Source organism: Streptomyces sp. NPDC093085 (assembly GCF_040683935.1).
Taxonomy (GTDB): domain Bacteria; phylum Actinomycetota; class Actinomycetes; order Streptomycetales; family Streptomycetaceae; genus Streptomyces.
This window is the reverse complement of sequence record NZ_JBFBFB010000003.1, coordinates 88,949-104,238: the sequence shown is the minus strand read 5'-3', so window position 1 is coordinate 104,238 and position 15,290 is coordinate 88,949. Positions and strand designations below refer to the sequence as shown.

Below are 15,290 nucleotides of genomic sequence, written 5' to 3'. Positions count from 1 at the left end.
GGCCCACTGTCAGTGCGGGGTCGTACGGTGGATTCATGCGGCCCGTTTCCAAGATCGAACGTACGGTGGCGCCTTTCGAGGTCGTCAGCTCCTACCAGCCCAGCGGCGACCAGCCCACGGCCATCGCCGACCTGGAGCGGCGTGTGCGCGCGGGCGAGAAGGACGTCGTCCTGCTCGGCGCGACCGGCACCGGCAAGTCGGCGACGACCGCCTGGATGATCGAGCGGCTCCAGCGCCCCACCCTGGTCATGGCGCCGAACAAGACGCTCGCCGCCCAGCTCGCCAACGAGTTCCGCGAGCTGCTGCCCAACAACGCCGTCGAGTACTTCGTCTCGTACTACGACTACTACCAGCCCGAGGCGTACGTCCCCCAGTCGGACACCTACATCGAGAAGGACTCCTCGATCAACGAGGAGGTCGAGCGGCTCCGCCACTCCGCCACCAACTCCCTGCTCACCCGCCGGGACGTGGTCGTGGTCGCCTCCGTCTCCTGCATCTACGGCCTCGGTACGCCGCAGGAGTACGTGGACCGCATGGTGCCCCTCAAGGTCGGCGCCGAGTACGACCGGGACGAGCTGCTGCGCCGCTTCGTCGACATCCAGTACACCCGCAACGACCTGGCGTTCACCCGGGGCACCTTCCGGGTCCGCGGCGACACCATCGAGATCTTCCCGGTCTACGAGGAGCTGGCCGTCCGCATCGAGATGTTCGGCGACGAGATCGAGGCGCTCTCCACCCTGCACCCGCTCACCGGCGAGGTCATCAGCGACGACCAGGAGCTGTACGTCTTCCCCGCCAGCCACTACGTGGCGGGCCCCGAGCGCATGGAGAAGGCGGTCGACGGGATCGAGCGCGAGCTGGCGGAGCGCCTGGCCGAGCTGGAGAAGCAGGGCAAGCTCCTGGAGTCCCAGCGGCTGCGGATGCGCACGACCTACGACATCGAGATGATGCGCCAGATCGGCTCCTGCTCCGGTATCGAGAACTACTCGATGCACTTCGACGACCGGGCGCCAGGATCCGCCCCCAACACCCTCCTCGACTACTTCCCCGAGGACTTCCTCCTGGTCATCGACGAGTCGCATGTCACCGTGCCGCAGATCGGCGCGATGTACGAGGGCGACGCGTCCCGGAAGCGGACCCTGGTCGACCACGGCTTCCGGCTGCCGTCCGCGCTCGACAACCGGCCGCTGAAGTGGGAGGAGTTCCAGGAGCGCATCGGCCAGACCGTCTATCTCTCGGCCACCCCCGGCAGCTACGAGATGTCCCGCTCCGACGGGTTCGTGGAGCAGATCATCCGCCCCACCGGACTGGTCGACCCCGAGGTCGTCGTCAAGCCCACCGAGGGCCAGATCGACGACCTGGTGCACGAGATCCGCGAGCGCACCGAGAAGGACGAACGGGTCCTGGTGACCACCCTCACCAAGAAGATGGCGGAGGACCTCACCGACTACTTCCTGGAGCTGGGCATCCAGGTGCGCTACCTCCACAGCGACGTGGACACCCTGCGCCGCGTCGAGCTCCTGCGCGAGCTGCGCGCCGGGGAGTTCGACGTCCTGGTCGGCATCAACCTGCTCAGGGAGGGGCTCGACCTGCCCGAGGTCTCCCTCGTGGCGATCCTAGACGCCGACAAACAGGGCTTCCTGCGCTCCGGCACCTCACTGATCCAGACCATCGGCCGCGCCGCGCGCAACGTCTCGGGACAGGTCCATATGTACGCGGACAAGATCACCCCGGCGATGGCGCAGGCCATCGAGGAGACGAACCGGCGCCGCGAGAAGCAGACCGCGTACAACACCGAGCGGGGCATCGACCCGCAGCCGCTCCGCAAGAAGATCAACGACATCGTCGCGACCATCGCCCGCGAGGAGGTCGACACCGAGGCCCTGCTCGGCACCGGCTACCGGCAGTCCAAGGACGGCAAGACCAGGACCCCGGTGCCCGCGCTCGCAGCCAAGGCCGCGAAGGGCGGCCGGGCCGGCGCCTCCGGCGCGCTGGTCACCGACCGGCCCGCCACGGAACTCGCCGGGATCATCGAGGAGATGACCGAGCGGATGCGGGCGGCAGCGGCCGAGCTCCAGTTCGAGGTCGCCGCCCGGCTCCGCGACGAGGTCGGCGAACTCAAGAAGGAGCTGCGGCAGATGAAGGAGGCGGGGCTCGCCTGACGGGACCGCCTGACACATCCGGACATCCGCCGTGTTGCAAGACCGACACAAAAGCGGCCCACGCCTCCTGCGCCTTCCCGGCCACTGCGTAGGGTGCCGCGTACGCGTAACCGCATACGGACGGTTGCGGGGGAAACCAGTTCGAGAGGGGACAACGCGTGGTGGACGTATCCAAGGGCGGCGCGACCGGCGGTCCTGGCGTCAATCTGAGCAAGGGCCAGGGCATCAGCCTGGAGAAGACCGGCGGCGGCTCGCTGACCGCGGTGCGCATGGGCCTCGGCTGGCAGGCCGCGCCGCGCCGGGGCCTCTTCGGCTCCCGCACCCGGGAGATCGACCTCGACGCCTCGGCGGTGCTCTTCGCCGACAAGCAGCCGGTCGACGTGGTCTTCTTCCGCCACCTCGTCAGCGACGACGGCTCGGTCCGGCACACCGGGGACAACCTGGTCGGCGGCGCGGGCCAGGGCGGTGACGACGAGTCGATCCTCGTCGACCTCGCCCGGGTCCCGGTCCACATCGACCAGATCGTCTTCACGGTGAACTCCTTCACCGGCCAGACCTTCCAGGAAGTGCAGAACGCGTTCTGCCGCATCGTGGACGAGACCAACGGCCAGGAACTGGCGCGGTACACGCTCGACGGCGGCGGCCAGTACACCGCCCAGATCATGGCCAAGGTCCACCGGGTGGGCGGCGGCTGGCAGATGACGGCCCTCGGGACCCCGGCCAACGGCCGCACCTTCCAGGACCTGATGCCGTCGATCCTGCCGCACCTGTAACCGGCACCTGTGCACGCGGCTCCCCGGCCCCGGAACCCCGGCCGCCGGGGGCCGCGCACGGCTGCCCGGCACCCGGCCCGCATCCTCCGCAACTGAAGCATCCTCCACACCTGAAGAACGACGCCTGAACGACGAGGGGACGAAGGCGATGACGGCCGAGCTGGTCCGGGGGCAGAACCATGCCCTCCCGCATACCCGACTGGAGATCCGGGTGACGGCCGGCGCCCCCGTACTGGGCTGCGTCACCCTGGCCGACGCCCAGGGCGCCGTACGCGACCCCGAGCGCGTCGCCCACCCCGGCGCCCCCGCCCTCCCCGGCGTCGAGGTGTCCCGCCAGGCCGCCGCGGCGCCCCGCTTCCACATCGACCTGGCGGCGCTCCCCGACGGCATCCACCTGGTCCATGTCCTGCTCGCGCTCCCCGAGGGCGTCGGAGGCCCCGACCGGTTCGGCGCCACCACCGCGCCCCGCGCCGCCGTCACCGCCACCGACGGCACCGGGATCGCCGGCTTCACCCTGACCGGCCTGGACACCGAGTCCGCCGTGGTCGCCCTGGAGCTCTACCGCCGCCAGGGCGCCTGGAAGGTGCGCGCCGTCGGCCAGGGGTACGCGGGCGGCCTCCCCGCGCTCCTCGCCGACCAGGGCCTGCCGGACGCCCCCGCGTTCGCCGCCACCGTCCAAAAGGCCGTCGCCCGGCACCTCGCCGACGCCGTACCCGCCCCGTCGGCCGCCCCGTCAGGGTCGGCCGCTACGGCCCGTACCGGCGGCTCCATCGACTACACGCACCCCGGCCGCCGCCCCGCCGCGGCGCCGCCCGCGCCCCCGGCCCCCGCCCCCGAGCCCACCGCGCCGTCCGCCGGGCCGGGGGAGCCGCCCCGCCCGGTCGCCGGGGACGCCACCGGCTGGTCCCTGGACGAACGCCTCTACAACCAGGTCTGGGGCATGTTCGAGGACCTGGCCCGCACCGTCGCCGCGTACCGCAGCGCCCTCGACTTCGCCGAGTCCCGGCGCGAACGGGAGCTGGACCGGGTCCTCGGCGACCCCGCGCGGCGCCTCGGCGGCGCGGGTGACGCCGCCCGCGCCGCGGCCCGCGCCCAGCACGACACGCTCGCCGCACAGGCCCGCGAGGCCCTCGACCGCGACCTCGCCCAGCTCCGCGCCGAGTCCGAGGTGGTCGAGCCCGCGCTGCCGCCCGCGTACGCCCGCTGGGACAGCCCCGTCTGGCACGCCCACCGGGTCCCCATGGAGATCCCGATGGCGCTGCGCCTCGGCGACGTCCACCTCCCCGAGGCCCCGGACCTGCGGATCCCGATGCTCGTACGGCTGCCGCTGGAGCGCGGGCTGTGGATCGACAACGGCCGCTCCGCCTCCGAGGCCGCCCTCACCATGGACGACGCCGGGCTCCGCGCGGCGGCCATGGACACGGCGGTCGCCCTCGCCGCCCGCCTCCTCGCCGTCTATCCGCCCGGCGAGTTCACGGTCCAGGTGATCGACCCGGCGGGCTCGGCCACCGCGCGGCTCGCCCCGCTGGCCGGCTCCGGCGTCCTCGACCAGCCGCCCGCCGCGGGCGCCGGGGGTGTCGCCGCCGTCCTCGCCCGGCTCACCCGCCGGGTGGACCTGGTGCAGATGGCCGTACGGGCCGGGGCGGGCGCCGCCCAGTCGCTCCCGCCCGACCTGGACACCGCCGAGCAGCTCCTGATCGTCCACGACTTCCCGCACGGCTTCGACGACCGCGCCGTCACCCAGCTCCGCTACCTCGCCGACGAGGGCCCGGCCGTCGGTGTCCATCTGCTGATGGTCGCGAACCGGGAGGACGCCGCCGGGTACGGGCCGGTCCTCGACCCGCTCTGGCGCTCGCTGCTGCGCCTCACCCCCGTACCCGACCAGCATCTGGCCGACCCCTGGGTGGGGCATGCCTGGACGTACGAGCCCCCGGCGGTCCCGTCCGGCAGCCGGGTGCTCCACCAGGTGCTGGAGCAGGCCGGGGAGGCGCGCCGCCGAGGCGGTCGCTGAACACCGCCGCCCGCTGCCCACCCCCTGCCGCCGCCTCCTCCTTCCGTCACCGCCCTTTACTCCCCCGGAGACGCCCCGAGCCCAGCACTTGAAGATCCTTTACCCATTTCTTTACCATTCTTTGGTGTTTCCTGTACTGTTCCCGGAAGCGAAGGGGAGTACTCCCGCCTCGTACGCAACAGGAGGAACAGAGAAACTGTGGACGTCTCCCTGAATCTCTGGGTGCTGACCATCCTCGGTCTCAGCGCCCTCATCGCCGTCGATTTCCTCATCGGCCGCAAGCCCCACGACGTGTCGATCAAGGAAGCCGGCATCTGGACGGTCGTCTGGATCGTCCTCGCCGCGCTCTTCGGTGTCGGCCTGCTGCTCTTCGGCACGGCCCAGGCCTCCGGCGAGTTCTTCGCCGGGTTCATCACCGAGAAGTCGCTCAGCGTCGACAACCTCTTCGTCTTCGTCCTGATCATGGCGAAGTTCTCGGTGCCCTCCCACCTCCAGCAGCGCGTCCTGCTGATCGGTGTGCTGATAGCACTGGTGCTGCGCGCGGTCTTCATCGCCGCGGGCGCCGCGATCATCTCCAGCTTCTCGTGGGTCTTCTTCCTCTTCGGCGCGTTCCTGATCTACACCGCCTGGAAGCTCGTCCAGGAGGCGCGCTCGGGCGAGGAAGAGGAGGAGTTCGAGGAGAACCGGCTGCTCAAGTCCGTCGAGCGCCGCTTCGGCGTCGCCGACCGGTACCACGGCACGAAGCTCTTCATCCAGCAGAACGGCAAGCGCGTCCTGACCCCGCTGATGGTGGTCATGCTCGCCATCGGCACCACCGACGTGCTCTTCGCGCTGGACTCGATCCCCGCGATCTTCGGCCTGACCCAGGACCCGTACATCGTCTTCACGGCCAACGCCTTCGCCCTGATGGGGCTCCGCCAGCTCTACTTCCTCATCGGCGGACTGCTGAAGAAGCTGGTCCACCTCAGCTACGGGCTCTCGGTCATCCTGGGCTTCATCGGCGTCAAGCTGGTGCTGCACGCGCTCCACGAGACCGGGGTGCATGTCCCCGTGATCTCCATCCCGGTCTCGCTGGGCGTCATCTGCGGTGTCCTGATCGTCACCACCGTCACCAGCCTCATCGCCTCCCGGAAGCAGGCGCTCCGTGAGGCGGCGGCCGAGGCGGCGGGGACGGCCGCGCCCGGCGGCGACGGCAAGGCGAAGGACAGCGTGGGCGGCTGACCGCGCCGGGAGCGGCGGAGCCCCGGCCCCCGGGCCGGGGCGGGGCGGGCCGGGGCGGTTACCAGCCCCGCGCCCGCCACTCCGCGAGGTGCGGGCGCTCCGCGCCCAGCGTGGAGTCGTCGCCGTGGCCCGGGTAGATCCAGGTCTCGTCGGCCAGCTTCCCGAAGACCTTCGTTTCGAGACCGTCCATCAGCGAGGCGAAGGCCACCGGGCCGGCGGTCTTCCCCGGGCCGCCGGGGAAGAGGCAGTCGCCGGTGAAGACATGGGCGTGGCCGTGCGGGTCGTCGTAGACGAGGGCGATCGACCCCGGCGTGTGCCCCACCAGATGGACGGCGGTGAGGGCGCACGCCCCGACCCGTACCGTGTCCCCGTCGTCCACGAGCACATCGGTCGGTACGGGGATGCCCTCCGCGTCGTACCGGCCCGCGTAGGTCCGCGCCCCGGTGGCGGCCACGACCTCGCCGAGCGCCTGCCAGTGGTCGCCGTGCCGGTGGGTGGTGACGACGGAGGCGATGCCCCCGTCGCCGATCAGCGTCAGCAGGGTCGCGGCGTCGGCGGCCGCGTCGATCAGAAGCTGCTCGCCGGTGGTCCGGCAGCGCAGCAGATAGGCGTTGTTCTCCATCGGCCCCACGGCCACCTTGGAGATCATCAGGGCGGGCAGTTCATGCACGTCCGCGGGCCCGCCGACCGTCACCGTTCCGCTGTAAGTCATATGGATCACAGTACTGCGCTGACCCCTGTCCGGGCCTCTGTCCAGGAGGCGGCTAGAGCGGCGGCAGTACGGGCAGATCCGCGCCCTGATGGATCAGCCCCGCCCCGTCCCGGCGCCCCGCGAGCCACCCCATCAGCTCCGGCGCGGGCCCGCTGACGGCCAGCGGCGCGCTCTCCTCCGTACCGCCGCCCTCCGAAGCGCCCTCCCCGGCGCCCGCCGCACGTCCGGTCCGCCACCGCCGCCCGTCGGGCGCGGCCAGCTCCAGCGGCGGGACCGCCGGGTGCCCGGCGAAGCGCTCCACCAGGAAGTCGATCTCCCGTCCGGTGAACTCCTCGGGGAGGTCTTCGAGGCTCCGCCCGATGCCCAGGTCGACATGGTGCAGCTCCACCTCGGCCAGCCGCCGGAACGGCAGCCGGGCCGCGGTGTCCGTGACCCCGTTCCGCATCGTGATCACCCGGCTCCAGTCGGCGGGGGTGGCGGCGGTCTCCCGGAAGCGCGCCGCGGAGTCCCGTACGTCGGCGAGGTGGACGGGGAGCGGGCGTGCGGCGTCCCGTTCGATGTCCGCGTCCCGGGTCGCCTCGTCCGCGTACATGGGGCGGCCTTCGAGAACATTGACCAGTGCGTCCGCGTTTCTGGCGAGATGTGCCAGGACATGTCCCCGGCTCCACCCCGGAAGCCGTGACGGGGCGGCGACCGCCGCGTTGTCCAGTGCGGCGACGGCGCCGAGGAGCCGTTCGGTCGCTTCTTCCACCGCGGCCAGGTCGAGCGTGTGATCGATCATGCCGCCGACGATAGTGCCGCCACTCGATCGGGTGAAGACGACGACAGCCCGCCGTAAATCGAATGTGCGTGCTATAAGCTCGGTTCAGGCATCCTGACCAAGGGGGGCACCACCGGCGCGCGCCCGCGCCCGGCGCCTCTTTTGCCGCAGATTCATCCGTTCCGGCGACCCCCCGTACTCTGGACGGGGGCTCTGCCCCTGCCTCTCTCAGAAAGGTGCGGACCGGCGTGGCCGACCGTCTCATCGTCCGTGGCGCGCGCGAGCACAATCTCAAGAACGTCTCGCTCGACCTGCCCCGTGACTCACTCATCGTCTTCACCGGGCTCTCGGGGTCGGGCAAGTCGTCCCTCGCGTTCGACACGATCTTCGCCGAGGGGCAGCGCCGGTACGTCGAGTCGCTCTCCTCGTACGCCCGGCAGTTCCTCGGCCAGATGGACAAGCCGGATGTCGACTTCATCGAAGGTCTCTCCCCGGCCGTCTCCATCGACCAGAAGTCGACCTCGCGCAACCCGCGCTCGACGGTCGGCACCATCACCGAGGTCTACGACTACCTCCGGCTGCTCTTCGCGAGGATCGGCAAGCCGCACTGCCCCGAGTGCCGCCGGCCGATCTCCCGCCAGTCGCCGCAGGCCATCGTGGACCGGGTGCTCGAACTCCCCGAGGGCTCCCGCTTCCAGGTCCTCTCGCCGCTCGTGCGCGAGCGCAAGGGCGAGTTCGTGGACCTCTTCGCGGACCTCCAGACCAAGGGGTACAGCCGGGCCCGGGTCGACGGGCAGACCGTCCAGCTCACCGAGCCGCCCACCCTCAAGAAGCAGGAGAAGCACACCATCGAGGTGGTCGTCGACCGCCTCACGGTCAAGGACAGCGCCAAGCGCCGGCTCACCGACTCCGTCGAGACCGCGCTCGGCCTCTCCGGCGGCATGGTCGTGCTCGACTTCGTCGACCTCCCCGAGGACGACCCCGAGCGCGAGCGGATGTACTCGGAGCACCTGTACTGCCCGTACGACGACCTCTCCTTCGAGGAGCTCGAACCGCGCTCCTTCTCCTTCAACTCGCCCTTCGGCGCCTGCCCCGACTGCACGGGCATCGGCACGCGGATGGAGGTCGACCCGGAGCTGGTCGTCCCCGACGAGGAGAAGTCCCTGGACGAGGGGGCGATCCACCCCTGGTCCCACGGCCACACCAAGGAGTACTTCGGGCGGCTGATCGGGGGCCTCTCCCAGGCCCTCGGGTTCCGTACGGACATCCCCTGGGCCGGGCTGCCGCTGCGCGCCAGGAAGGCCCTGCTCCACGGCCACAAGACCCAGGTCGAGGTGCGCTACCGGAACCGGTACGGGCGCGAGCGCGCCTACACCACCCCCGCCTTCGAGGGGGCCGTCTCCTTCGTCAAGCGGCGCCACTCGGAGGCCGAGAGCGACGCCAGCAGGGAGCGCTTCGAGGGGTACATGCGCGAGGTGCCCTGCCCGACCTGTGAGGGCACCCGGCTCAAGCCGATCGTCCTCGCCGTGACCGTCATGGACCGGTCGATCGCCGAGGTCGCCGCCATGTCGATCAGCGACTGCGCGGACTTCCTCGGCAGGCTCACGCTGAACGCGCGGGACCGCCAGATCGCCGAGCGGGTCCTCAAGGAGGTCAACGAACGGCTGCGGTTCCTGGTCGACGTCGGCCTCGACTACCTCTCGCTCTCCCGGGCGGCGGGCACCCTCTCCGGCGGCGAGGCCCAGCGCATCCGGCTCGCCACCCAGATCGGCTCCGGCCTGGTCGGGGTGTTGTACGTGCTGGACGAGCCCTCCATCGGGCTCCACCAGCGGGACAACCACCGGCTGATCGAGACCCTGGTCCGGCTCCGCGACATGGGCAACACCCTGATCGTGGTCGAGCACGACGAGGACACCATCAAGGTGGCCGACTGGGTGGTCGACATCGGCCCCGGCGCGGGCGAGCACGGCGGCAAGGTCGTCCACTCGGGGCCGCTGAAGGGGCTGCTGGCCAGCAAGGACTCGGTCACCGGGCAGTATCTGGCGGGCAAGCGCGCCATCCCGACCCCGGATGTACGCCGCCCGGCCGACCCGGGGCGCCGGCTCACGGTGCACGGCGCGAAGGAGAACAACCTCAAGGACATCGACGTCTCCTTCCCGCTCGGGGTCTTCACGGCGGTCACCGGGGTCTCCGGGTCCGGCAAGTCGACGCTGGTCAACGACATCCTGTACACGCACCTCGCCCGCGAGCTGAACGGCGCCAAGTCGGTGCCGGGGCGGCACACCCGGGTCGACGGGGACGACCTGGTCGACAAGGTGGTCCATGTCGACCAGTCGCCCATCGGCCGTACGCCCCGCTCCAACCCGGCCACGTACACCGGTGTCTTCGACCATGTGCGCAAGCTCTTCGCGGAGACGATGGAGGCGAAGGTGCGCGGCTATCTGCCGGGCCGGTTCTCCTTCAACGTCAAGGGCGGGCGGTGCGAGAACTGCTCGGGCGACGGCACCATCAAGATCGAGATGAACTTCCTGCCGGATGTCTACGTCCCCTGCGAGGTCTGCCACGGCGACCGCTACAACCGGGAGACGCTGGAGGTCCACTACAAGGGCAAGTCCATCGCCGAAGTGCTCAACATGCCGATCGAGGAGGCGCTCGAGTTCTTCGAGGCCGTGCCGACGATCTCGCGCCACCTCAAGACGCTCCACGAGGTCGGCCTCGGCTATGTCCGGCTCGGCCAGTCCGCGCCCACCCTCTCCGGCGGCGAGGCCCAGCGCGTCAAGCTGGCCAGCGAACTCCAGCGGCGCTCGACGGGCCGTACGGTCTATGTCCTGGACGAGCCCACCACGGGGCTGCACTTCGAGGACATCAGCAAGCTGATCACCGTACTGTCCGGGCTGGTCGAAAAGGGCAACACGGTGATCGTCATCGAACACAACCTGGACGTCATCAAGACGGCGGACTGGGTGGTCGACATGGGCCCCGAGGGCGGCAACGGCGGCGGCCTGGTCATCGCCGAGGGCACCCCGGAGCAGATCGCGGGCGTCCCGGCCAGCCACACGGGCAAGTTCCTCCGCGACATCCTGGACGCCGAGCGCATCAGCGACGCGGCGACCCCGGCGAAGAAGGCCCCGGCCCGGAAGACGGCCCCGAAGAAGGCGGCGGCGAAGACCCCCGCCAAGAAGGCCGCCACCCGGACCCGCCGCTCCTGACAGCGCCCCCCGCCTGGCCGCTGCCCGCTGCCCCGGAGCCATGACGGCTCCGGGGCAGCGGTGGGCTCCGGGGCAGGGGCGGTTCAGGGGGCGGTGTCCCGTACGACATCCCTCACGCGACATCTCTTACGCGACACCCCTTACGCGACATCCCTCACGCGACATCTCTGACGAACACCAGCCCGTCGACGCCCGGCAGATGGGCCGGGTCGAACGGGGCGTAGCCGAACCAGGGGGAGACCCGGGGCGCGGGCGGCGTCCCGCCGAGCGCGCCGGCCAGCCGCCGGGCGTCGAGGACCGAGCGCTCCCCGGGAAGCGCGTACAGCATCCCCTCGACGGTGTCCGGCGGCGGGGTGCCCACCCCCTGGTGCCGGAGCGTGCCGAGCGCGGTCGCCACGAAGGCGTACCCCCTCCCGAGCCGGGCGCTCACCAGCGCCCCGGCGCTCCACCACGCCACCTCCGCGCCGCCCATCCGCATCGTGGACCGCTCCCGCTGGAGGTGCCCGTTGTGCGCGTGGACCAGGGCCGGGCCCCGGGCCGCCAGGGCGAGGAGGTTCTGGGCCATCATCAGATCCCGCAGCGCCACCAGCCGGGTCAGCCGGGCGGCCGACGGATCGGCCATCGCGTGGTGGTAGCGGAGCAGCCCGACGGCGGTGCGCCCGTACAGGCACGCCCGGTCCCACGCCTCCCACGCCTCCCGGGCCTCCCGGGCCTCTCCTCGTTCTTCTCTTGCTTCCTGTACGTCCCGAGGCGCCGCAGGGATCAGCGCCGGTGCCTGTATGTCGAGGAGCGCCACCAGTTCGTCGGCGAGCAGCCGCAGCCGGCCGGCCTCCGCCGACCGCCCCACGGAGCGGGCCGGCTCCCACATCGCGGCCGGCTCGCTCCACCGGTCGTCGGGGCCGAGCAGCCGGTCGAGGGTCTCCCCGGTGCAGGGCAGCGGCTCCGCGCCGACCCGGGCGGCGAGATAGCCGTGGAGCGCGGTAAGGGCCCGGCGGGGACTCGCGGCGTGGGTGATCTCCAGCGGGCCGTCGAAACCGGCGAAACGGACCTGCTCCGACGGGGGCCGCCCCTCGTTGTGGGCCCGCATCCACCGCACCAGCTCGCGGTTGGCCGGGCAGGCGCCCCAATCGTGGCTGAACCCGTCCGCCATGACCTGGTCGAGGGAGCCGCTGCCCGAGACGACGTAGTCGTCCACGAGCAGCCCCGCCAGACAGTCGGTCTCGACCGCGATCGTCCGGTACCCCTCCCCGACGAGCTGCCGGAAGAGTTCGTTCCGCAGGGCGAGCAGGGTCTCCTCGCGGTGTGTGGGCTCGCCCAGGGCGAGCAGCTCAGGACGGGCCGGGAGCAGCCCCAGCAGGGCGGCGGCGTCGACGGGACGGGCGAGGTCCTGAGGAACAGTGGTGTCGGATGTGCCAGATGCGCCGGCGGAGTCAGTGTTCATGCCCATCAACGCTATCGTTGAACATTCGGTGGAGACTTTTCGGAATCAACCCCTTGGTGCGGTGGCCCTCGTGAGTCAGAACCTTCAAAGCGGGGAACGGCTCAGGCCGGTCGATCTGGCGCGCGGGCACGGTCTCTCCACCCAGGCGGTGAGGAATTACGAGGAGGACGGCATCCTCCCGGCCGCCGCGCGCACCCCGCACGGCTACCGCACCTACACCCCCCTCCACGCGAGCGCCCTGCGGGCCTTTCTCGCCCTGCTGCCCGGCCACGGCCACCGGACGGCGGCGGCGGTCATGCGGGCGGTGCACCAGGGCGCGGCGGACGAGGCGTTCCGGCTCATCGACGAGAGCCACGCCCAACTCCTCGACGACCGGCGGACCCTGGAGGCCGTCCGGGACGCCCTGCGCGACCTGGCCCCCGAGCCGGACCCCGGCACTGACACCTACCCCGGACCTGTCCCCGCCCCCGGCCCTGGCCCCGGACCCGGCTCCAGCTCCCGTTCTGCCTCCCTGTCCGGCGGTACGTTCATCGGACCGCTGGCGGAGCGGCTCGGTATCCGCCCCGCGACGCTGCGCGCCTGGGAGCGCGCCGGGCTGGTGTGCCCGCGCCGTGACCCGCTGACCGGGTACCGGGTCTACGGCGCGGCGGATGTACGGGACGCCCGCCTCGCCCACCAGCTCCGGCGGGGCGGCTACCCGCTGGAGCGGATCGCCCCGCTCCTCGCCCAGGTGCGGTCGGCCGGCGGGGTGGCGCCGCTGGAGGCCGCCCTGGGCGACTGGCACGGCCGGCTCGCCGACCGGGGGCGGGCGCTGCTGGCCGGGGCCGCTGAACTGGACGCGTACCTCCGCGAGCGCGAGGCTCACCGGCCCCCAGGGGTCACCAGGTGACGGGGAGTTCGTGGACGCCGTACACCAGCATGTCCTCCTTGAAGCGGAGTTCGCTGTCGGGGACGGTGGTACGGAGCCGGGGGAAGCGCCGGAGCAGGGCCGGGTAGGCGAGTTGCAGCTCGGCGCGGGCCAGGTTCTGGCCGAGGCACTGGTGGGCGCCGTGGCCGAAGGCCATGTGGCGGCGTACCTCCGGGCGGTCGATGTCGAGCCGGTCGGGGTCGGGGAAGACCGCCCCGTCGCGGTTGGCGGCGTCGTTGGCCAGGACGACGCCCTCGCCCGCGCGGATCAGCGTGCCCGCGATCTCGACATCCTCGACGGCCACCCGGCGGCGCCCGCTGTGGGTGATGGTGAGGTAGCGCAGCAGCTCCTCCACGGCGTGCGCGACCCGGGCCGGGTCGTCGCCGTCCCGCACGGCGGCGAGCTGCCCAGGGTGGTGGAGCAGGGCCAGCGTGCCCAGGGCGGTCATGTTCGCGGTGGTCTCGTGCCCGGCGCTCAGCAGCAGCATCGCGTTCTCGACCAGCAGCCGCCGCTCCAGCTCCCCGGTGCGGACCCGCTCCACGATCAGGGTGCTGAGCAGGTCGTCGGCCGGATTACGGTCCTTGACGGTGATCAGATCGTCGAGATACCCGGCGAGTTCCCGGCTGGCGGCCCGGGACTCCTCCGGTGTGGAGCCGAGCGTGACCAGGGTGCGCGCGGCGCGCTGGAAGAGGGCGTGGTCCCGGTGCGGGACCCCGAGGAGTTCGCTGATGACCAGCGAGGGCATCGGCAGCGCGAACGCGCTCACCAGGTCGGCCGGCGGCCCCGCCGCCTCCATCGCGTCCAGGAGCCGGTCGATGACCTCCTGGATGCGGGGGCGCATCGCCGCGATGCGCCGGACGGTGAAGTGGGCGGTGAACATCCGCCGCTGCCGCTGGTGGTCGGCGCCGTCCTGGACGATGAAGGGCAGATGCGCGGGGTCCCGCCGGGCCTGGACGCCCGCGCTCTGCGCCGGGTACCCCGGACGGGTGGTGTCCGAGCTGAACCGGGGGTCGGCGAGGACGGCGCGCTGGTCCTCGTACCGGGTGAGCAGCCAGGCCACGGAGCCGTTCCAGAGCCGGACGGGGGAGACCGGCGCCTCCTCGCGCAGCTCCGCGTAGCGCGGCGGCGGGTCGAAGGGGCAGCCGGCCGCACGGCTGAGCGGAAAGGCGGGGACGCCGGGGGCGGTGGGGGTCTCGGGGGTGGCCGTCTCGGTCATGACACGTCCTCCGGAGGGGGGTGGGTGCTGGTCGCGCGGGGCGGCGGAGGTACGGAGCGCACCGCGTCCGGGGCGGCTCGGACGCCGGGACGGGGCGGGCACCCCTTCGCCATTAGTTACCTAAAGTATTCTTACCCCTGGATGCGTGTATGGGGCAAGTGCTTCTTCGGCCATCCGGAACCGGCATCATGGGGCGGATGGACGGTTCCCCTGCCCGCGAGCGCGCGGCCGCCGCCGGTATCGCCGAACTCCAGGCGCTGCTCAGCGCCCTCGCGTACGACATCACCCGCCCCCGCTCCCATGAACTCCTGGTGAGCATGGCCGGCGCCCCGGTCGACCGCGCGGGCGTGGCGCTGCTCCGGGTCCTGGCGCACGAGGGCGAACCCCTGCGCATCGGCCGGATCGCGGAGAAGCTCGGCGTCCGCGCCCCGCATGTCACCCGGCAGGTCAGGGAGTTGGAGCGGCAGGGCCTGGTGGTACGAGTGGCGGAGGCGGCCGACCGCAGGGCCCAGCGGGTCGCCCCCACCGGCAAGGGACTCGACACCCTCGCCCGGCTCGACCGGGCGGCCCAGACGCTGCTCGCACGGAGCCTCGAAGGGGTCGCCCCGGAGCGGATCCGGCACACGGTCGAGGTGCTGGGCCGGATCGCCGGCCGGCGCGGGACCCCGGCCGGCGAGGCGGGCGCGACGGGCGAGGCGGGCGAGGCGGGCGAAAGCCCCTGAGGCGCCCCTGATCCACCCCTGCCCCGCCCCCTGATCCACCCCTGAGGTGCCCCCCGGCCCGCCGCCGGAACGGCCCCGGTATCGTCACGAATGTCACCGCCCCCTTTGATCGCCTCGATCACCCCGACCAGCTCACCCCCGAACCAGTCACCCCCC

11 protein-coding genes are annotated in these 15,290 nt (G+C 72.0%); 7 read left to right on the top strand and 4 right to left on the bottom strand.

What is annotated here, in order from left to right:
- Positions 1-35 precede the first annotated feature (35 nt).
- From uvrB to AB0O07_RS11240, 4 genes are all read left to right on the top strand, one after another.
- The gene (uvrB, locus tag AB0O07_RS11255) at positions 36-2,162 is read left to right on the top strand and encodes an excinuclease ABC subunit UvrB (RefSeq protein ID WP_365630660.1); all 2,127 of its coding nucleotides are present in this window, start codon (positions 36-38) and stop codon (positions 2,160-2,162) included.
- Between the two features lie 206 nt (positions 2,163-2,368).
- Complete coding sequence (locus AB0O07_RS11250; RefSeq protein WP_365631524.1) at positions 2,369-2,935, top strand: TerD family protein; 567 nt, start codon at positions 2,369-2,371, stop codon at positions 2,933-2,935.
- Between the two features lie 148 nt (positions 2,936-3,083).
- Positions 3,084-4,946: a TerD family protein gene (locus tag AB0O07_RS11245; protein ID WP_365630658.1), complete on the top strand. Its 1,863-nt coding sequence runs from the start codon at positions 3,084-3,086 to the stop codon at positions 4,944-4,946.
- A 198-nt stretch (positions 4,947-5,144) separates the two neighbouring features.
- Positions 5,145-6,167, top strand: a complete 1,023-nt coding sequence (locus AB0O07_RS11240) for a TerC family protein (protein WP_365630656.1) — start codon at positions 5,145-5,147, stop codon at positions 6,165-6,167.
- A 58-nt stretch (positions 6,168-6,225) separates the two neighbouring features.
- On the opposite strand, the gene AB0O07_RS11235 is transcribed toward AB0O07_RS11240, so the two are convergent.
- On the bottom strand, positions 6,226-6,879 hold the full coding sequence (locus AB0O07_RS11235) for an MBL fold metallo-hydrolase (protein WP_365630654.1): 654 nt from the start codon (positions 6,877-6,879) through the stop codon (positions 6,226-6,228).
- Between the two features lie 52 nt (positions 6,880-6,931).
- Entirely contained in the window at positions 6,932-7,660 is a 729-nt protein-coding gene (locus AB0O07_RS11230; RefSeq protein ID WP_365630651.1) for a maleylpyruvate isomerase family mycothiol-dependent enzyme, read from the bottom strand.
- 227 nt (positions 7,661-7,887) lie between these two features.
- Here AB0O07_RS11230 and uvrA point away from each other — a divergent pair, with 227 nt between their 5' ends.
- Entirely contained in the window at positions 7,888-10,848 is a 2,961-nt protein-coding gene (uvrA, locus tag AB0O07_RS11225) for an excinuclease ABC subunit UvrA (RefSeq protein ID WP_365630648.1), read from the top strand.
- A gap of 154 nt (positions 10,849-11,002) precedes the next feature.
- On the opposite strand, the gene AB0O07_RS11220 is transcribed toward uvrA, so the two are convergent.
- The gene (locus tag AB0O07_RS11220) at positions 11,003-12,289 is read right to left on the bottom strand and encodes an erythromycin esterase family protein (RefSeq protein WP_365630645.1); all 1,287 of its coding nucleotides are present in this window, start codon (positions 12,287-12,289) and stop codon (positions 11,003-11,005) included.
- Positions 12,290-12,359: 70 nt separating this feature from the next.
- Between AB0O07_RS11220 and AB0O07_RS11215 the strand changes: the two genes are divergently transcribed.
- Positions 12,360-13,178, top strand: coding sequence for a TioE family transcriptional regulator (locus AB0O07_RS11215; RefSeq protein WP_365630642.1), 819 nt, complete (start codon positions 12,360-12,362; stop codon positions 13,176-13,178).
- Here the strand turns inward: AB0O07_RS11215 and AB0O07_RS11210 are convergent.
- Complete coding sequence (locus AB0O07_RS11210; RefSeq protein WP_365630639.1) at positions 13,168-14,412, bottom strand: cytochrome P450; 1,245 nt, start codon at positions 14,410-14,412, stop codon at positions 13,168-13,170. The genes AB0O07_RS11215 and AB0O07_RS11210 overlap by 11 nt on opposite strands.
- Positions 14,413-14,609: 197 nt before the next feature.
- Here AB0O07_RS11210 and AB0O07_RS11205 point away from each other — a divergent pair, with 197 nt between their 5' ends.
- Positions 14,610-15,134, top strand: coding sequence for a MarR family transcriptional regulator (locus AB0O07_RS11205; RefSeq protein WP_365630636.1), 525 nt, complete (start codon positions 14,610-14,612; stop codon positions 15,132-15,134).
- Positions 15,135-15,290 lie beyond the last annotated feature (156 nt).